The organism is Legionella sp. PC1000 (genome assembly GCF_014109805.1).
Lineage (GTDB): Bacteria > Pseudomonadota > Gammaproteobacteria > Legionellales > Legionellaceae > Legionella > Legionella resiliens.
On sequence record NZ_CP059400.1, the window covers coordinates 860,477 to 878,062 of the forward strand.

The following is a 17,586-nucleotide window of genomic DNA, read 5'->3' on the forward strand; positions in this document are numbered from 1 at the left end:
CAATGATTGGCAGCGCGTGTTTTTAATAGTGCTATTATAATAATAAGTTATCTAATGATACAGGTTGTTTTTATATTGATTCAATAATCGCCTTATTTCATTGCAAGGAGCATTGCTATGCAACCTATCAGACTATTTAAAGTAGTTATTGGGGTAGTGATATTATTAAGCTCAACCCTTCTGTTTACCTCGTGTGCTTCATCAACAAAAGCCACTAATTCACATACTGTTTCTCATACCTATGAAGGGCACAATACTGGAGGGATTGGTTGGCATTAAGCTTAATGGCTTTTCGATGCCTTTCAAAGCCTATTCTTCTGCAAATTGAGTTGCTCAGGAGGTGAAAAAATATTAGTGCCTTCTAGGATGAGCAACCCAAACGCGCCCAACAGATGCTTTACTGTGTTTGTCGCTATTCTTATTATCATTACTTTTAGACTCATTGGTTGTCGTTGTCGCAGAAGTACACGCGCAAACAAAAAAGGTAAAAATTATCACTAAAAAAGTAATTTTTTCTAACCTGGTTAACCTAGCCATTTTTGCCTCCCTAAAATTAAGGTTATTTATTTTAAACAAGAATTTCTATTAGTGATGAATGTCCTTTATTTCTTTTTAGCAATTTTGTGCGATAAGGGCATTGAAGTCCAATGGTGTCGAGTAACCACTCCTCATTGTTTTCTAAGTCGTTTAAGTGTTCTTTGTGCTAAGCTATATATTAATTGTTGCGGCAAACGAGACGGTATTTTCATGGACGAACATAATTTAAAGCGAGCGAAAGACGCTATCCCCAAAGAACAAAAGTCCTCATTGACCGAGGTATTTTCTCAATCTTACCCACTTTGGAATGATTTGTTTCATTATCACATTGATTATTGGCAGCGAAGTGTCCTATTTTTCGACACACTTCGTCAGCGGGCCAATGACATGATGGAACATGAACAACAAGGGATGCCACCACCTCTGTGCTTTAGGTATGAGCTGGTGCTGGATGGCAGAACCTTGGAACCCAAAACGAATTATGCGCTACTTAAAATTCTTGAAATTGATGATGTGTGTTTTGAACAGTGTTTCGACCCCAATAAGCCGCCAGTCATTATTGTTGACCCAAGGGCAGGTCATGGGCCAGGGATTGGTGGAATGAAACGGGATTCTGAAATAGGAATTGCGCTACATCGGGGTCATGCCGTTTATTTTGTCATGTTCTACCCTCAACCCATCCCGCATCAAACATTGGCTGATGTATTGGCAACAATGAAGCAATTTGTTGCACAAGTGAAAACCTGGCATCAAGACCAACCACCCATTCTTTATGGCAATTGCCAGGCGGGTTGGATGTTGGCGTTACTGGCTTCTGATTGCGCAGGCTTGGTGGGCCCACTCGTGATGAATGGCTCTCCCATTTCTTATTGGTCCAGTGGCGAAGAAGAAGTAAATCCCATGCAATTGCTCGGCGGGCTTTTAGGCGGTGTGTGGCTTACTCGTTTCATTACTGATTTGAACGATGGAATCCTTGATGGGGCATGGCTTGTACAAAATTTTGAACTGTTAAACCCCACTACCGCCATTTGGGATAAATACCACCATCTCTTTGATGCAGTTGACACGGAGCGCGAGCGCTTTTTAGATTTTGAACATTGGTGGAATGGATTTTATCACTTCAGCACAGAGGAAATAACAGCAACGGTTGAGAATCTTTTTATTGGTAATAAACTAGAGCGAGGTGAAATTGCTATTCATCATGATTGTGTTTATGATTTAAAGCGCATCCATAACCCTATTGTGATTTTTGCTTCGCAAGGGGATGAAATTACACCACCTTATCAAGCCCTGCATTGGTTAAGAAGAATCTATCCAACGACAAATGATTTAAAAAAAGCCAAGCAACGCATTATTTATCTTTTGCATCCTACCATCGGTCATTTAGGCATTTTCGTTTCAGCCAAAGTAGTTCGCTTTGAACACCGCGCCATTTTGGAACATTGCGCGGCCATTGAGAAGTTACCACCCGGTTTATATGAAATGATAATCACCAACCCAACAGGCAATCCAGATTGTAGCAAGGAGCAATATGAGGTTTACTTTAAAGAACGTGATCTCGCAGAACTGTGTTCCAGCAATCCCATCGAACCCTTCGAGAGGGTGCGCAAACTGTCTGAGGCAAACGACACATATTATCGCGCTCTTTGTCAACCTTGGATTCAGGCAATCAGTAATCCTCTCCTGACATTCTGGCTAGAGAAAACGCATCCCATGCGTCTGAGCCGCTATGTCTTTTCTGAAAAAATAAATCCAACCATGCGGCTCATTTTATTGGTAGCAAAAGCAGTCGAAGCGAATCGTCAGAGGCTAGAAGGTACTAATTTATTTAAAAACAACGAACAGCTGTTTTGTGAGATGGTTCGCTCGTCATTGGAGGCAGTGAGGAATGTGCGAAATAACCTCATGGAACACTTATTTGAATCCCTTTTTGGTGGAGATAACAAGGATAAAGGATGATGAACACAGAACATGACCAACACCAACAGACCAAAAAATCCGGGTTTCCTTCTGCGCGTGGATTTATCCTAATTCTCATTTTCGTGATTATCGGTTATTACCTTTTCACAGAACACAAAGCCCATGTGATCGGTTTTTTGGCGGCTTTTCCCTGGTGGATACTGTTGTTTTTATTATGCCCTTTAATGCATCTTTTTCATGGTGGGCATGGGGGACATAGCAATCACAAAACGCAACATGATAAAAAAGATAACAACCTGGATTCGAATGAAAAGGATAGATGATGGAACATTCTAATGCTTATGGTCTTTGGCTTTTAGTGATGGTTAACTCAGCCATTTTTATTCTCTTTGCCCTCAGTTTTACTCAACTCAAATCCAAACGCGATTGGAAGAGCCTTGGCGCCTTTTCTGCCTTTGTCATCGCTTATTTTACGGAAATGTATGGATTTCCTTTAACCATCTACTTATTATCCGGATGGCTTTCTAACCATTACCCTGGCATTAACCTCTATGGCCACGATTCGGGTCATCTACTGCATACGCTATTAGGGCTGAAAGGTGATCCGCATTTTGACTTATTCCATATCTTGAGTAACGTATTCATCTTTGGCGGTCTTTACCTCATTTATTCGGGGTGGAGTACCCTTTATGCGGCGCAAAAAACCAATCAACTCGCCACCACAGGACTTTATGCCTACGTTCGGCATCCGCAATACGATGGGTTCATTCTAGTGATGATTGGATTTTTATTGCAATGGCCAACGCTTATTACCTTAATCATGTTTCCCATCCTTGTTTACGTCTACGTACGTCTTGCTCACCGAGAAGAACAAGAAACGCAAGCGTTGTTTGGGGAAGCCTATCAACGTTATGCGGCAAAAACACCCGCATTTATCCCCCATCTTTTTCACAAACGCCAAAGAAAAGGAGATCTGCCATGATGTTTCTATTTCACACAGCTATGACGCTGGGCTTAATTGCTTTTTCATTAGGTGTAAGTCTCATTATCTGGGGGCTACGCAATCAAGGAGCTGGCGTACAATTGGCAAGAGTACTGGGATCTTTAGTCGCTATTATTGCTGTGATTAGCATGCTATGCAGTAGTTATTATGTCATTAAATATTGGCATGAGGGTTACTTTGAATCACCTGCTGCTATAGTGAAAGATCGGGGATAAAAACCTATAAATGAAGTCGAATACGAAACATATTATCTTGACGTTCCTGTATTGCCGATAAAAATGGAACGCTTATTCACATCAATCCTGATTTGATCAAGATGATTAATGAGATGGAAATAGCACGATCTGCCAAATGCTGTGATATAAGAAATTATTTTTTGCAGAACATTGAGGTCATTGCTATCACAAGGCTGTACTCTAGTGATAGGTAAAAAACAAAGAGAAAAAAAACAAAGAGAATTGAAAATGTAATGCATTTGTTATACAATTTAATTATAAGATATTTTGGAGTAAATAACATGAGTAAGGCAGCGACAATTAATGCTCGTATTGAGCCTGCTCTTAAAATGCAGGCGGAAGCGATATTGCATAAAGTAGGTTTATCTACAGCCGAGGCAATTCGACTGTTCTATAGTCAAGTTTGTCTTCAAAATGGTCTCCCGTTTGAGGTAAAAATACCGAACAAGAAGACACTTGATGCAATTAAAGAGCTTGAATCAGGTAAAGGAGAGCGATTTAAAACCATGAAGGATGTTTGGGATTCTATAGATAATGCTTGAATTAGAATTAGCCACTCAATTTAAGCGCGATTTAAAAAAGATAGTGAAGCAGGGGAAGGATAGAAAGCTAATCGATTCGATTGTGGGGCAATTGCAAAGGGAAGAACCATTGCACCCAAAGCATCAAGATCATAACCTTTCTGGAAATTGGCATGGCTATCGTGAATGTCACATCACCCCTGATTGGCTATTAATTTATAAAGTCATTAAGGATGAGTGTATGCAGTTGCTAAGATTATCGAGAACTGGCTCTCATTCTGATTTGTTTAAATAGGCATAGGTTCAATTGAATTTAATTATTTTAGTTCTTATTTAAAAACGTTATTAACCCACCGAACAAATTCAGTCACATTGATTAAATCTATTCTTCGTTTTAACTGGATGGTTCGTTACACGATGATTACGTGTTAACCTTGTGTGCATTTTAATAGCATGGATGTAGCGATCTGCCACCTGATTATGGTGATTGGAAAAGCTCTCAAAGACGTTTCTGTCGTTGGCATGGTAAAGGGCTATGGGAACGCTTGCTTGAGATTTTAGTTAACGAGTCTGATTATGAATGACTTATGATTGATGCAAGTAACCTAAAAGTACATGCTCATGGAGCGCATAAAAAAGTGTGAGGTAATTAGTCGAGAGGCTACTCGACTAATTATATTTTTTATGTCCATTTAGGCAATGGTGAGTCCCATGGCAGAGGACCTCAAGGCAGCTATTAAGTAGCCGATCTTGAGGTTTGGGATGAGTAGAACGGCTAGATCATTCCAGCTGAACTCTTCTTTTTTGATTTCTAACGAATCAGTGTCTAAGCAAATAGCCTAGCATGCCAACTGAAAGCCAAAAGACACATCTCATCATCATACAGCCTGACTACTGAATCAAGGAGTAGTCGAAGCACCTGAAAGGGAATAAGTGGCGCGAATTTGTTCAAGCACCTTTTGCAATTTTTGCCAGTTTACCTTCGTGCCTTCTTTATCGTTAGCGTCACCGGTTTTATCAAGACGCTTTGCCAATTGCTCAGTGTATCCCACGTTTTGCTGAAGATTTTTTAATTGTTCTTCGGACAAGTTTTTACTTAAACCAGGTAGTGCTTTGACTAAGTCCCGAATCGCAAACGCATGCTGATGAATGGTATCCAACTGATTGTTGGCAAGTGCTTTATTAATTGCTGTCGTGCGTTCATCTATTGCCTCCCAAATGGCCGGAATGGTGGTTGGGATGGATTGAGCCTGCTCATCAGGGTTGGTTGCGGCATGCAAAGGGGATAATAAAGCCAATAAAACCACCAGCAAAGAAAATAAATCCACTGCTTTCTTATTAATACATTCCATTATTCGACTCATCATGACTCTCCTTGAGGGTTTTGGTTTTCCTTTAAATACAAATGCTGCTCACGCCATGCTTCGATGGCATTATAAACTGTTGGTACTACAAACATATTTAAAAACGTTGAGGTAAATAATCCTCCTAGCAATACTTGGGCCAAAGGACGCTCAAGCTCCTTCCCAGCAGGAGAACCCCACAACAGAGGGATTAAGCCAAGAGCGGCCGTTGCTGCTGTCATTAACACGGGCACCAAGCGGTCAAGGGTGCCCTGAATGACCACTTGTTCACGGCTTTGTCCTTGGATGCGCAATTGATTGTAGTGACTCACTAAAATAATCCCATTACGTGCCGCAATTCCAAATAAGGTGATAAAACCAATCATGGCCGCGACACTCATGTCACCACTGGCAAGATACAAAGAAACCACTCCACCAATCAAAGCCAGTGGTAAGTTGAACATCACGAGCAGTGCTTCACGGAACGTGCCAAAGGCCTTATGAAGCAGAATCAACATAATGAAAATAGCAAGCCCACCAAACACAATAATTACGCGTGAGGCTTGTTGTTGACTTTCAAATTGACCACCATATTGAATAAAATAACCGCTCGGTAGGGTGACCTTTTCCTTAACTCGTTGTTGCACTTCTTGAATCACACTACCTAAATCCCTCTCTTGCACATTAAAGGCAATCACTAAGACGCGCTGGACGTTTTCGCGGTTAATCGCAAAAGGCTGAGGCTCTAAGCGAATATCAGCCACAGCACGCAAAGGAATTTTGGTTTCCTGATTTGTCACTCCATGGGCATCAATGAGCATGTTTTGAATGGCTTTAATGCTGTCTCGCCCTGTTTCATTCATGCGCAAATACAAATCGAACGTTCGCTGGCCTTCGAGAATACTTGATACTGTTACACCATTGAGAAGAACTTGCACATCCTCAGAAATTTGCCCGACATTAACCCCATAACGAGCCGCTTTCTCTCGGTCAATGTTGATGATCAACTGTGGTACATTGATTTGCTGCTCTTTGTTAATATCCACTATTCCTGGAATGGTTTTCAAAATGGCTTCGACGGACTGGCCTAGTTCGTTAAGGGTCGCAAGATTATCACCAAAGAGCTTCACCGCCACTTGTGCTCTGACGCCTGATAGCACCTCATCCATGCGATGGGCAATAAATTGCCCTACGTTAAACAGTGCTCCTGGGATGTTCGCTAGATCTGCGCGAATGCGTTGCAACAACTCATCCGGAGACATGGTTTTGTCTTTGTCAAAATTTAAGCGCACATCAAACTCACTAACATTAGGTGGTAGTGCGTCTTCATCCAATTCACTGCGTCCTGCCCGTTGGGCAATGGAGATAACTTGCGGATACTTCAGCAAAGTTTTACTGACCTGTTTACCTAATCGCATGGACTCATCCAAAGAAGTTCCAGGCAACGTGCTCATCACAATAATAAAATTACCCTCATGAAATTCAGGTAAGAACGAAGTCCCAAAAAAAGGAAGCAAGGCCAAGGCGAAAAGAAAGGCACCGATTGCCATGGCCACGACTGTTTTACAATGGGCCAGAGACCAATTTAACCCAGTTAAAAAATGTTTTTTTAACCAAATCACAAAACGAGTTTCCGCTTGAGCGTGTTGGGCCGCTTCTTCTTCCGTCAAATGATAACGTTCTTCTTGCGATAAAGCATGCATCACTACTTTAGTATCCTGCTGTTTTTCCGTTTTTCGTACTAAAAGAAGATAACAAAGAGCTGGCACCATAGTAATAGAGACCACAAGAGAACCTAATACTGAGGCGATATAAGCAATCGCTAAAGGGCTAAAAATTCGCTCAGGAATACCTGACAAAAAGAAAATAGGCAAAAACACCAAGCTAATAATAATGGTCGCATAGACCACTGAACTTCTAATTTCCAAAACCGCATCAAAAACAATTTCAATGGCGGGTAGAGGTTTTTTGGCCAATCGATTAAGTCTTAGTCGATGTACTACATTTTCAACTGTGATAATACCATCGTCCACTACCTCACCAATAGCAATTGCCATCCCTCCTAACGTCATAGAGTTAATGCCAAAACCAAAATAGTGAAGTACTAGAATACCCACAATAAAAGAAACCGGCATGGAGAGAAAGGTAATGAAGGAAGCTCGCCAGTTCATTAAAAAGAGAAACAATATAGCAATCACAATGATGCCCCCTTCAATAAGGGCTTTGGTCAAATTGTGAATGGCTGATTCAATGAAATTGGCTTGACGAAACACATCGGTGATTAACTCAACACCCGCTGGCAAAGATTTTTTGATATCGGCTAAAGCGTGTTCCACTTTCTGAGTCGTGGTTACCGTATCGGCACCGAAGATTTTAGAAACGGTACCAATGACCGCGTTTTCTGCATTATAAGCCCCATCCCCTCGTTTGATTTCACCACCAAAAGCGACAGTGGCTACGTTGTTAATGGTGATGGGTACTCCATTACGAACCACAATGAGTGTTTTTTTAATGTCTTCCAGCGTCTTAATACGCCCAATGGTGCTCACAACGAATTCAGTACCTGCCTGATGAACAAAAGCACCAGGCACGTTTTGATTTCCTGTCGCTAACGCTTGGCGCACTTCTTCAACCGTGATGCCATAGGCCAGCATGCGCTTAGGGTCAAGTCGTACCTGATATTGCTTCACTTCCCCACCTAGAGACACCACGGAAGCGACGCCACCAAGAGCCAAAAGGCGCGGACGGATGGTCCAGTCTGAAAGTGTACGTAATGTTTCAGGGCTTGCAGTTCGACTAATAAGCGCATATTTAAGTAGCCACCCCACTGCCGAGGTGACGGGCAATATCACTGGTGACGAGACACCTGGAGGAAGACGGTTTATTACTTGTTGAATCCGTTCATTAACCAATTGGCGATTGCGATAGATATCCGTTTTATCATCAAATACCACAGTAATCGTCGATAGTCCGACGGAGGTTTTTGAGCGAACACTGGCTACTCCTGGCGTTCCATTGATGGCACTTTCTAAGGGATAGGTCACCAAAGTTTCCACATCTTGGGTGGCCATACCAGGCGCTTGGGTTTGTACCACCACTTGTGGTGGAGCAAATTCAGGAAAAACATCCACGGGCATTTGTTTTAAGGTATAGCCACCCAGTAAGCAAAGGATAATCGTTAACGCCAAAATCAAAGGGCGATTATGTAAAGACCAGGCAATTAATCGCGTAAACATTTAATGATGCTCCTCTTGGCCTGACTGCGGTTTACTGCCCCCAGTGAGCCATAGTGTATAAAGTTCGCGATTGCCTTGAGTCACAACGAGGTCGCCAGGCACTAAGCCGTCTGTAATCTCTGAGTAGTCATCGTCTACTGCACCTACTTTAACGTCCACTCGTTCATACTCATCCCCATTTTGCACAAAAACGAATTGCTCATTATCCGCCTGTAAAAGGGCGGTATTAGGCACCGCAAGTGCCGCTTCATTATGAGCTAAAATGACATTGGCACGAACAAACATGCCCGGTTTGAGTAGTTCTTTCTCATTATTCAAAGTAATTCGCAGGTTCACTGTGCGAGTTAACGGGTCAAGATTGGGTTCAATTAAAGTGACTTTGCCTGGAAAAACCAGCTTTGGGTAACTCAACGCATGAATATTGACTTCCTGTCCTACCTTAACCTTGCCTAAATCTTCTTCATAAACCTGGGCAATGACTAACAGTTTATCGCGGTTGCTGATGTGAAAAAGAACCGTATTCGGTTCAACGGCTTGACCTAAATTGATGTTTCTCGCATCAATGATGCCGGCAATGGGGGCTGTGACCGCCACACTGGGTGGGGGATTACCCACTAGTCTTGATTGCACAGTAGCTAAGCGTTGTCCTGTCTTGACACCATCGCCTAAATTCACATCAATGGCCGTCACGCTCCCACTAATCCGAATACTGACATCCGCCTGCGCATCGGGTAAGAGTTGAATTTGGCCATTCAAACCAAGCATTTGCGCCATGGGACGATTGGTTGCTTTTGCGACTTTGATTTCGAGCATTTTGGTTTGTTGGGGTGTCAAATGCACAGGACCTTTGGCTCCTCCTTCACTCACTTCGATTTCTTCTCCATGGGCAAACACTCCCTGAGCATGGATGAGGAGACCAAGAAAAACACTGGTGAGTAAAATTGCTCTAATTCGCTGTTGTAATGCCATCATCATAACCATTCCTTTGATAAGCTAAGTAAGGACAAAATCCTTGTGTGTGGCCAGGGCCAATGGCCGTACATAAAGCCACATACACTTGTAAATACTTTTCTAAAGTCGTGAGATAAGTCATTTGCAAATCATTTTGTTGTTTTTGCACTTGCAACACATTCAAAAGCGAAATTTGTCCGTTTTCATAAGAGTCACGCGCCAGTTTCACGCTTTCAACGCCTATTTTAAGAGATACGCTTTGCGTTTCTCTAAGGCTCATCCTAAGTGCTTTCAATTGGGCATAGTTACTCGCTATTTCTGTTTCAATGCTTAAATTCAAGGCGCGTAACGCCATCATCGCCTGAGTTCCCGTGCGACTTGCCTCTAAAATTCGTCCCTGATTCTGATTTAAAAGAGGAAGTGGAACAGAAAGCGTCATGCCCAAAGTGCGATCGGCTGGTTGGGGTGGTCCCTCTTCCACCACAATTTTATCTTGTTGGACACCAAGCCCTACTGTCCAATCAGCAAAGCGCTCCGCTTTTGCCAAGCGGCGATCGGCAATGGCGCGGTTAATTGATAGAGCAATGGATTGGCGGTCAGGACGATTATTAAGTGCTAACGTTTTTAGCGCAGGTAATTCAGGAAAATTTTGCCCTGTATTTAGGTCAGCCTTAAGAGATAAAGGAGAATTCGCATCTCGGCCCATCAATTGGTTCAGTGTGGCCATTTGACTGATGCGAAGGCTATGTAATAAATGCTTTTCTTGAACAATGCGCAGATACTCAATGCGAGCTGCATTCTCATCCAACTTTGAAATTTCAGCGGCATGATAACGATTATGGATGACGTTCACTAATTCTTTGTTGATTCTTAATAAATAATTCAATTGTTGCAGGCGACGCTCCGTAATCACCGCGGCATAAAATGCATTCGCCACTTTGGCACTGAGTTGACGCTCGGCCTCCCTAATTTCGGCGATGGCTTTCATGACATCGAGGCGTGCGACAGTCTTTTGTTTTGCAATACGTCCAGAAATAGGGAATGCTTGACTAAAACCAGCACTGCGCGAATACTCTCCTTCATCATTAAACAAGCGATCATCATTGTTTGAGAGATTAAGGTTTGGATTAGGCCAAAGACCGGCTTGGATCAATCGGGCCTTTGCAATAGCTACATTATAACGAGCCGCTTTTAAATCCTTGTTATTTGCTAGAGCAATTTGGGTTATTTCCTGAAGGATCAATGCATTCCCTGCTATTGCCGAATAGGAGCACAACAGGAGCACTATCCAACAGGAAAACTGCCAAGCACGATAATGTTTCATAAACGGGAAGACTCAAAATGATTATTAATTTGTCTTACAGCGGTAGGCTTTACCCGCCATCCCATGATCCGCCACAAAATCATTTTTGGGATTGCCTTCATAAGTTTGCTGATGTTCGGTTACCCGAAGTGTATTTGCTCCTAAAAGCGCTGCCTTGTTTCTTAAGATATTGAGTTCATCCTTAATCAAATGCTCATGGGATTGATAAGATTGGCTCATCCCATTGCGATCGTAGGCTCTGACCTCACCTAAAAAAGTGCAATTCTTTGTAGGCTTTCCTGACTGTACAATGGTTACTTTTTCGCCTTCAGGAGTTAACTTGGCATTATAAGAACAACCAACAAGGACTGCCGGAACCATTAATAGGAGAGTGCGTTTCTTTAGAAAATGTGTCATTAATCAATACCTTTTTTTTGTTATTCTATCCTTTCAGTATCTCTTATCCAATGTGATTAAACAAGGCATGACATCAAGAAGAAAAAGGGGACTCATTAGAGTCAATGAACTGTTATTGAGAGACTGGTTTTTGTTGGCTTTTACTCCTTATGGGGTAATCTGATTTCCACTAAAATTGATTGCATTATTTTTTGTCGTAATCATGGAATTATAGACACAAACCGAACCATTGATTTTTCTTTGTTTTGCTGCATAACAGGCCAAGTCAGCTTCTTTAATCACGGTATTCACTGAAGCCGAGTGGTGATTCATCTGGGTAATGCCAATGGAGCAACCCAGATTAAGCTCAGATAGAGTACCTTCTTTTAGAGATTTTTTCGTCACCGTAATAAGATTCTCAGCAATCTTTTTTGCCTCATCCATGGAGGTGTTCTCCATCAAGACAATAAATTCGTCCCCACCATAACGAGCCACTACATCATCCCTTCGCAAGCGCTGCCTTAGGAGTCCACCAAACATGTGTAACGTGGTGTCACCTACCTCATGACCATAGCGATCGTTGACCGTCTTAAATCGGTCCATATCAATAAAAAGAACAATAACAGAGCCTTCATTCATCTTGACTTGTTGAAATCGTGTGTTCATCATCTCAAAAAGATACTCTCGATTATTGCAGCCTGTCAGCGAATCATAGGTTGCGTGATGCCGTAATACTTCATAGCGATTTTTAAAATCATCCATCAACTCCATTTTTTGAATGGTATTGGTCATAAGACGACAAGATGAATAGATATAGGTAGCACCTAATAAAAGCACGCTGGCATAAAAATTATTAAGACAGTGGGGATCGACTAATAGACCGTAAAAAATGCTGGCTGAATAACTGAGAATAAAAACCGCAATAAAAGCAAGATAACTGAACCACTGCCTGCGATAATGATTTGTTTTTTGAAGTAACTTATTGATTAAATAGGCTCCACTGATAAGAAGGACAATACCTAACACGATCATTACGACTGGGAACACCATAATTTTGCCTTAAAAACAGCCTGATTGATTCCTTTTAGTATAGATTCTGTCTCTTGATTTGTCAGAAACATTTAAGGGCGCAAATAAAAAAACAGCAAAAATTAATAAAATTGTCTAAAATTGAATAGCGGCCTGTCATTATCGGCCATCGTGACACTATTCATCGTTTAAGGGAGAAAACCATGAAGATTAGATTATTTTTAATTCCGGCCATATTATCATTTGGCCTTATCAGTTCATTGGCGCAGGCAGCCGACACAGAAAATAAACAAATGACGGCGACGTTTAAAACACAGGATGGAAAGACGATACAGTGTTTGATGGCTCCAGAGGGCAGTAAGGACATGAAGACGGGTGACATGATGGAAATGATGAGCATGCATAGCATGCAGGGAAGCCACATGAAAGGATGCCACATGCAGGGAAACCAGATGAAAGGATGCCCCATGAAGGCGATGTTTAAAACACAGGATGGAAAGACGATAGAGTGTTTGGTGACCCCAGAGGTCGGTAAGGAAATGAAGGCAGGCGAAAAGATGGAAATGATGGGTATGGGTATGCAGAACATGGAAGGAAGTGGCATGGAGGGAAACCATCAGTAATTTGAGGATAGAGGTATGGCGTGCGGTTTGTTTGGGCATGGAGTTTGCAGGGAAAAATTAATTTGGACCTGCAAACTTAAATAAAGATGGCACATAAGACATTGATATGTCTGTGTATGTTTTATCTCTTGCTGCCCTCCTTATTTCTATTGAAAGCTTAGGGTTATAGACACAAACCGAACCATTTATTTTGCTTTGCTGCTAAATAGGCTAAATTAGCATCTTAATCACGGTATTAATTGATGCAGAATGGTGGTTTGTCTGAGTGACACCAATGAAGTATCTTAAATCAAGAGTTGATAGTATTTCGTCTTTAAGACGATGGCTTGCTACAAATATCAAGGCTCTCAACACTTTTCTTGGCTTCATCCATGAAAATACTCTCTCGCCATCATAATGAATTGGCTGTTAAGCATATTGTTTAAAAACAGTACCTATTATTGCTGTGTTTAGAACCTCAATTGAGCATGATTCATGTCGTACTAAAATAATGTTGTTGTGTCCCTTGGGCCACGACGGCTTCGCCGTAACGATTTAGGGCGTGTATATAAGCTGCTGTACGCATATCAATTTTATTCTTTTCCATTATTTGATACACTTTTAAAAACTCAGGTACCATAATATCATGTAACCGTTGTTGTACTTGTTCACCACTCCAGTAATATCCAGTTTTATTCTGTACCCATTCAAAATAACTGACAGCAACCCCTCCCGCATTAGCTAACACATCGGGTACTACTAAAATATTTTTATTTTTTAAAATAGGTTCAGCATCTAGCATTGTTGGGCCGTTGGCAATTTCTACAATCACAGGTGATTTTATTTTTGCTGCATTATCTTTGGTAATTTGGTTTTCTAATGCGGCAGGGATAAGTAAATCAACATCCAATTCCAGAAGTTCTTCATTTGAAATTTTGTTCGCTTCAACTAGTTCACATTCGCATACTGATCTAGTGCAGTAAACTGCTTGAATATTCTTACTACTGTTTTTTTTATGAATCAACGTAGGAATATCAAGTCCTTTTGCTCGATAGATACCTCCTTGAGAATCACTTACTGCTACTATTTTATAACCTGACTCATATAGACAGAGTGCGATGTGCTGTCCTGCATTTCCAAATCCTTGAATTGCTACACGAATGTTTTGGGGTTTCCAATTTTTTTTCTTAGCTAATTCATTAATGCAATAAAAAGCACCACGACCAGTCGCATCCTCCCGTCCATAACTGCCACTTAAAGCAATGGGTTTCCCGGTGATAACAGCAGGACTGTATTCTTGTTTAAGTTTAGAATATTCATCCATCATCCAGCCCATAATCATGGCATTTGTATAAACATCGGGTGCCATAATGTCTTTGTTAGGTCCAATAAAACTGGAAAAATGCTCCAAGTAAGTCCGGCTTAAACGCTCCAATTCCAATCTGGAAAGTTGTTTTGGATCAACTACAATTCCACCTTTCGCACCTCCAAAAGGAATACCAATTACTGCGCATTTAATTGTCATCCAAAACGACAGAGCCTTTATTTCTTCGAGAGTAACGAGAGGATGAAAACGAATACCCCCTTTAGTTGGGCCACGAGTATTGTTATGATGAACTCGATAGGCGGAATACATAGCTAAACTGCCATCATCTTTTCGAAGAGGTAAAGACATTTGAATGATTGCTTGAGGATGCTTCAATCTCTCGATAGCTTCTGGATCAATTTCTGCATACTGATAGGCAACATCTAATCGTGCTAATGCATCCGTAAAAATGTTATCCATTCAATATTCCTTATATGGGTTTTGAGAAGAGTCCGGTCGGACTGTTCCAGCAATTCTTGTGTCTTATCTTCTTATGGGTGTTTAGTATAGTGAAAGAAGAAGTTATAGCCGTTATAGCTTTCGCTTTCTTTCACTTTTTATGTTTTATAAAGATCGTACAGTATCTTAAGCTGCCTAAAACCTGTATTTACACGATTAATAAAAACACAAATCACCCAAATAACATAAGTTATATTTCAAAATAAGGAATTTATCAACGGTACGAAATTATTTTGCTATTAATTAACTAATTAGTGTTGCTGCCATTAAAGTTGATGAGCAATATAAAATAAAATTATTTATGGTCTAACTCAATAGTTGATTATTTACATAATACACAAATATTAGGCTCTCCTTGAAATAATTGAGTTGGAAATAACCCTCCGTTTTATTTACAAGAATAAACTTAGTAAAAGGTAGTATTGTATTTAGTATCTTTTACTAAGTTTATTCTTGTAAATAAGTTAGTAACCTATATAATAGGTAGTAAATAAATTACTACTATTTAATAAAATAATTATGATACAAAATAATTGGCATTATGCTAGGTTCCGTGAACCAATTTTCTAGCGCATCCATATAAGCGCTCCGGCCAAATGTAAGAACCCGGAAAAAGCGGTCGTTGTTTTATCAAAACGAGAAAAAACACGCCGAAAGTGTTTGATTTTGGAGAAAAAAGCTTCAACTAAAAACCGCTCTTTGTACTGCTCTTTATCGATTTTTCTTGGGTTCTTCGCATTCTTTTTTGACGGAATGGTTGCAATACAGCCTTGACTCTCCAGTGTGTCAACAAGTGCCTGTGAATCATATCCTTTATCTGCAAGAACTATCGTGTCACGCTGCTCCTTCAATAGCTCTGCTGCTTGAGTAATATCGTTTCGATGTCCCCCGGTCAGGATAAACTTAATCGGATTCCCCAGTCCATCCACCAAAGCGTGAATTTTAGTGGTAAAACCTCCTTTACTGCGCCCCAATGCCTGAGCATCATTCCCTTCCTTGTCGTAACCAGATGCACACGCATGCGCGCGCACTATGGTGGCATCAATCATGACGGCTTGATCATCAACATCGCTAACTGAAGACATTAAGCCAGTCCAAATGCCGCGATCTGACCACATTTTATATCGCTTGTGAATTTTACGCCAATGTCCGTAATAGGGCGGGAGCAGGCGCCATTGACAGCCTGTACGTAATACATACCAGACTCCTTCCACAAAGCATCTTGTCTTCTCATTATTCTTAATGTGCAATCCTTTTACTCCTTGCAGAAAAGAATAAATTGTATCCCAGACTCGTTCTGATATATTATTATACATGTAGGCAGTTCCATTAGTGTTGTTAACGATCGCAATCGAATTTCACTATAAAAACTGCCTACTTTTCAAGTAATTAAAAAAATTGGTTCACGGAACCTAGGCCTTCATTGGCAAAAAAATATCTCGATTTATTTGCGTTAGGATTAACTTCTGCTCGAGGATTATTTGCTAGAAGAAGAATGGGAAAAACCGAGTTTTTGAAAAAAGATTTTATCCCCGCAGCAGAAAAAGCTGGTTATGTTGTTGTATATACAAACTTATGGGAGTTAGAGATAGATCCTGCAACAGCATTAGTATCAGAATTTTATAAAATGGTAGAGCCTAAAGGATTTACAAAAATCTGGGATAAATTGAATCAATCAATAAATTTCAAAAAATTTAAAGCTTCTGGAAAAATACCTGGCATTGGTGAAGGATCCGTAGAAGCAGATTTATTAGATCCTAAGAGAGTCACAGGTACATTATTAATGGAAGCAATGAACTCTTATGATCGCAAAAAAATAAAAATGGTGTTAATTATAGATGAAGCACAAGTTTTAGCTTATGAAGAAAACTCACATTTTGCCCATGCTTTAAGAGCTGCTTTAGATGTTAGAAAAGAGGGTATCAAAGTAATATTTGCAGGAAGTTCTGAAACGACGCTTAGACGTATGTTTGGGGTTGCATCTGAGCCATTTTACAATTGGGCACCATTAGAGTCGTTTGAATTATTGGGTGAAGATTTTGTAAAAGCTATGGTAGAGAAGGTAAATACCATTTCTAAATTTCCCTTGGCTATAAATGATGGTATTAATGCATTTGAACAACTTAAAAATACCCCTGAATTTTTTCGCAGATTTATAGAATATTATTTGAGTAATCCAGAGCAAGGGCCACAATCAGCTATTGAACATACCAAAAATAAAGTATTTAGTGATAAAAACTTCCATAAACAGTGGAGTGCATTATTACCTACCGATATGGTTGTTTTATCAATGATTGCAGATGGAATAAAAGACTTATATGGCCAATATGCTATAAAAAGACTTGGTGAATCTCTTGGAGTAGGGGGGAATGTAAATAAAAATACCATTCAGAATTCATTAAGGAGATTAGAGAAAAAAAATTTAATTACCAAAATTGATTATGGCACGTATCAATTTGAGGATGAGACTTTTTCAGATTGGGTAAAATATAAGGAAGATTAGAACTTAGAAGCTGTCTAGAAAGTTGCAAACAGAGTATTAAATGCTAAATGAATAATAAGGGAGTAATCATGGGCTGTGATATCCATATTGAAATAGATATATATCAAAAGGGTAATTGGGCTGGTAATCCCCCAAAACTTCCTGACTTTCTTGAGTCACATCGACTCTTTAATTCATTTTT

Annotated in this window: 18 protein-coding genes and 1 pseudogene; 10 read left to right on the plus strand and 9 right to left on the minus strand. The window is 40.4% G+C overall.

Translation table 11 applies throughout. The features are described from left to right. The first annotated feature begins 117 nt into the window (after positions 1-117). A complete protein-coding gene (locus FOLKNPGA_RS03745; RefSeq protein ID WP_010652816.1) occupies positions 118-279 on the plus strand; it encodes a hypothetical protein in 162 nt (53 codons plus the stop codon). A gap of 72 nt (positions 280-351) precedes the next feature. Here FOLKNPGA_RS03745 and FOLKNPGA_RS03750 read toward each other — a convergent pair whose 3' ends face one another. Next, positions 352-537: a hypothetical protein gene (locus FOLKNPGA_RS03750; RefSeq protein ID WP_131793442.1), complete on the minus strand. Its 186-nt coding sequence runs from the start codon at positions 535-537 to the stop codon at positions 352-354. 210 nt (positions 538-747) lie between these two features. On the opposite strand from FOLKNPGA_RS03750, the gene FOLKNPGA_RS03755 reads away from it, so the two are divergent. The 7 genes and pseudogenes from FOLKNPGA_RS03755 to FOLKNPGA_RS18840 all read left to right on the plus strand — a co-directional run. Further along, positions 748-2,496, plus strand: coding sequence for a DUF3141 domain-containing protein (locus tag FOLKNPGA_RS03755; protein WP_131793449.1), 1,749 nt, complete (start codon positions 748-750; stop codon positions 2,494-2,496). Continuing rightward, the gene (locus tag FOLKNPGA_RS03760; RefSeq protein WP_370529181.1) at positions 2,493-2,780 is read left to right on the plus strand and encodes a DUF2933 domain-containing protein; all 288 of its coding nucleotides are present in this window, start codon (positions 2,493-2,495) and stop codon (positions 2,778-2,780) included. Before FOLKNPGA_RS03755 ends, FOLKNPGA_RS03760 begins: the two co-directional genes overlap by 4 nt. Further along, positions 2,780-3,439: an isoprenylcysteine carboxylmethyltransferase family protein gene (locus FOLKNPGA_RS03765; protein WP_182352751.1), complete on the plus strand. Its 660-nt coding sequence runs from the start codon at positions 2,780-2,782 to the stop codon at positions 3,437-3,439. Before FOLKNPGA_RS03760 ends, FOLKNPGA_RS03765 begins: the two co-directional genes overlap by 1 nt. Then, positions 3,436-3,675, plus strand: a complete 240-nt coding sequence (locus FOLKNPGA_RS03770; RefSeq protein WP_058441830.1) for a hypothetical protein — start codon at positions 3,436-3,438, stop codon at positions 3,673-3,675. The genes FOLKNPGA_RS03765 and FOLKNPGA_RS03770 overlap by 4 nt, the downstream gene beginning before the upstream one ends. Positions 3,676-3,977: 302 nt before the next feature. Further along, complete coding sequence (locus FOLKNPGA_RS03775; RefSeq protein ID WP_058441829.1) at positions 3,978-4,238, plus strand: type II toxin-antitoxin system RelB/DinJ family antitoxin; 261 nt, start codon at positions 3,978-3,980, stop codon at positions 4,236-4,238. Then, positions 4,231-4,512 (plus strand): type II toxin-antitoxin system YafQ family toxin, encoded by a 282-nt coding sequence (locus tag FOLKNPGA_RS03780; RefSeq protein ID WP_058441828.1) that lies wholly within the window; start codon positions 4,231-4,233, stop codon positions 4,510-4,512. The genes FOLKNPGA_RS03775 and FOLKNPGA_RS03780 overlap by 8 nt, the downstream gene beginning before the upstream one ends. Positions 4,513-4,681: 169 nt before the next feature. Beyond that, positions 4,682-4,798 (plus strand): annotated as a pseudogene (locus tag FOLKNPGA_RS18840) (IS5/IS1182 family transposase); the annotation flags it as partial. Between the two features lie 318 nt (positions 4,799-5,116). Here the strand turns inward: FOLKNPGA_RS18840 and FOLKNPGA_RS03790 are convergent. The 6 genes from FOLKNPGA_RS03790 to FOLKNPGA_RS03815 form a co-directional block, all read right to left on the minus strand. Next, positions 5,117-5,581 (minus strand): transporter, encoded by a 465-nt coding sequence (locus tag FOLKNPGA_RS03790; protein WP_083500881.1) that lies wholly within the window; start codon positions 5,579-5,581, stop codon positions 5,117-5,119. Beyond that, a complete protein-coding gene (locus FOLKNPGA_RS03795; protein ID WP_058441827.1) occupies positions 5,581-8,796 on the minus strand; it encodes an efflux RND transporter permease subunit in 3,216 nt (1,071 codons plus the stop codon). The genes FOLKNPGA_RS03790 and FOLKNPGA_RS03795 overlap by 1 nt, the downstream gene beginning before the upstream one ends. Beyond that, positions 8,797-9,765, minus strand: a complete 969-nt coding sequence (locus tag FOLKNPGA_RS03800) for an efflux RND transporter periplasmic adaptor subunit (protein ID WP_058442212.1) — start codon at positions 9,763-9,765, stop codon at positions 8,797-8,799. It abuts the gene before it with no gap. Continuing rightward, the gene (locus tag FOLKNPGA_RS03805) at positions 9,743-11,071 is read right to left on the minus strand and encodes a TolC family protein (protein WP_010652828.1); all 1,329 of its coding nucleotides are present in this window, start codon (positions 11,069-11,071) and stop codon (positions 9,743-9,745) included. The genes FOLKNPGA_RS03800 and FOLKNPGA_RS03805 overlap by 23 nt, the downstream gene beginning before the upstream one ends. Positions 11,072-11,095: 24 nt before the next feature. Beyond that, the gene (locus FOLKNPGA_RS03810; RefSeq protein WP_058441826.1) at positions 11,096-11,467 is read right to left on the minus strand and encodes a DUF4156 domain-containing protein; all 372 of its coding nucleotides are present in this window, start codon (positions 11,465-11,467) and stop codon (positions 11,096-11,098) included. Between the two features lie 147 nt (positions 11,468-11,614). Then, positions 11,615-12,496: a GGDEF domain-containing protein gene (locus tag FOLKNPGA_RS03815; protein ID WP_029489106.1), complete on the minus strand. Its 882-nt coding sequence runs from the start codon at positions 12,494-12,496 to the stop codon at positions 11,615-11,617. 182 nt (positions 12,497-12,678) lie between these two features. On the opposite strand from FOLKNPGA_RS03815, the gene FOLKNPGA_RS03820 reads away from it, so the two are divergent. Next, positions 12,679-13,098 carry a hypothetical protein gene (locus tag FOLKNPGA_RS03820; RefSeq protein WP_010652831.1) on the plus strand — a complete coding sequence of 140 codons (420 nt, stop codon included), beginning with the start codon at positions 12,679-12,681 and terminating at the stop codon, positions 13,096-13,098. Positions 13,099-13,570: 472 nt separating this feature from the next. Here FOLKNPGA_RS03820 and FOLKNPGA_RS03825 read toward each other — a convergent pair whose 3' ends face one another. Both FOLKNPGA_RS03825 and FOLKNPGA_RS03830 read right to left on the minus strand, forming a co-directional pair. Then, positions 13,571-14,863, minus strand: a complete 1,293-nt coding sequence (locus tag FOLKNPGA_RS03825; protein WP_010652832.1) for a Glu/Leu/Phe/Val dehydrogenase — start codon at positions 14,861-14,863, stop codon at positions 13,571-13,573. Between the two features lie 605 nt (positions 14,864-15,468). After that, positions 15,469-16,218 carry an IS5 family transposase gene (locus FOLKNPGA_RS03830; RefSeq protein WP_058441825.1) on the minus strand — a complete coding sequence of 250 codons (750 nt, stop codon included), beginning with the start codon at positions 16,216-16,218 and terminating at the stop codon, positions 15,469-15,471. A 107-nt stretch (positions 16,219-16,325) separates the two neighbouring features. On the opposite strand from FOLKNPGA_RS03830, the gene FOLKNPGA_RS03835 reads away from it, so the two are divergent. Beyond that, a complete protein-coding gene (locus FOLKNPGA_RS03835; protein ID WP_058441824.1) occupies positions 16,326-17,405 on the plus strand; it encodes a hypothetical protein in 1,080 nt (359 codons plus the stop codon). Positions 17,406-17,586: the final 181 nt, after the last annotated feature.

Coding starts and splice junctions, on each gene's coding strand:
- FOLKNPGA_RS03745 (WP_010652816.1), top strand. CDS start 118: ATGCAACCTATCAGACTATTTAAAGTAGTTATTGGGGTAGTGATATTA.
- FOLKNPGA_RS03750 (WP_131793442.1), bottom strand. CDS start 537: ATGGCTAGGTTAACCAGGTTAGAAAAAATTACTTTTTTAGTGATAATT.
- FOLKNPGA_RS03755 (WP_131793449.1), top strand. CDS start 748: ATGGACGAACATAATTTAAAGCGAGCGAAAGACGCTATCCCCAAAGAA.
- FOLKNPGA_RS03760 (WP_370529181.1), top strand. CDS start 2,493: ATGATGAACACAGAACATGACCAACACCAACAGACCAAAAAATCCGGG.
- FOLKNPGA_RS03765 (WP_182352751.1), top strand. CDS start 2,780: ATGGAACATTCTAATGCTTATGGTCTTTGGCTTTTAGTGATGGTTAAC.
- FOLKNPGA_RS03770 (WP_058441830.1), top strand. CDS start 3,436: ATGATGTTTCTATTTCACACAGCTATGACGCTGGGCTTAATTGCTTTT.
- FOLKNPGA_RS03775 (WP_058441829.1), top strand. CDS start 3,978: ATGAGTAAGGCAGCGACAATTAATGCTCGTATTGAGCCTGCTCTTAAA.
- FOLKNPGA_RS03780 (WP_058441828.1), top strand. CDS start 4,231: ATGCTTGAATTAGAATTAGCCACTCAATTTAAGCGCGATTTAAAAAAG.
- FOLKNPGA_RS03790 (WP_083500881.1), bottom strand. CDS start 5,581: ATGAGTCGAATAATGGAATGTATTAATAAGAAAGCAGTGGATTTATTT.
- FOLKNPGA_RS03795 (WP_058441827.1), bottom strand. CDS start 8,796: ATGTTTACGCGATTAATTGCCTGGTCTTTACATAATCGCCCTTTGATT.
- FOLKNPGA_RS03800 (WP_058442212.1), bottom strand. CDS start 9,765: ATGGCATTACAACAGCGAATTAGAGCAATTTTACTCACCAGTGTTTTT.
- FOLKNPGA_RS03805 (WP_010652828.1), bottom strand. CDS start 11,071: ATGAAACATTATCGTGCTTGGCAGTTTTCCTGTTGGATAGTGCTCCTG.
- FOLKNPGA_RS03810 (WP_058441826.1), bottom strand. CDS start 11,467: ATGACACATTTTCTAAAGAAACGCACTCTCCTATTAATGGTTCCGGCA.
- FOLKNPGA_RS03815 (WP_029489106.1), bottom strand. CDS start 12,496: ATGGTGTTCCCAGTCGTAATGATCGTGTTAGGTATTGTCCTTCTTATC.
- FOLKNPGA_RS03820 (WP_010652831.1), top strand. CDS start 12,679: ATGAAGATTAGATTATTTTTAATTCCGGCCATATTATCATTTGGCCTT.
- FOLKNPGA_RS03825 (WP_010652832.1), bottom strand. CDS start 14,863: ATGGATAACATTTTTACGGATGCATTAGCACGATTAGATGTTGCCTAT.
- FOLKNPGA_RS03830 (WP_058441825.1), bottom strand. CDS start 16,218: ATGTATAATAATATATCAGAACGAGTCTGGGATACAATTTATTCTTTT.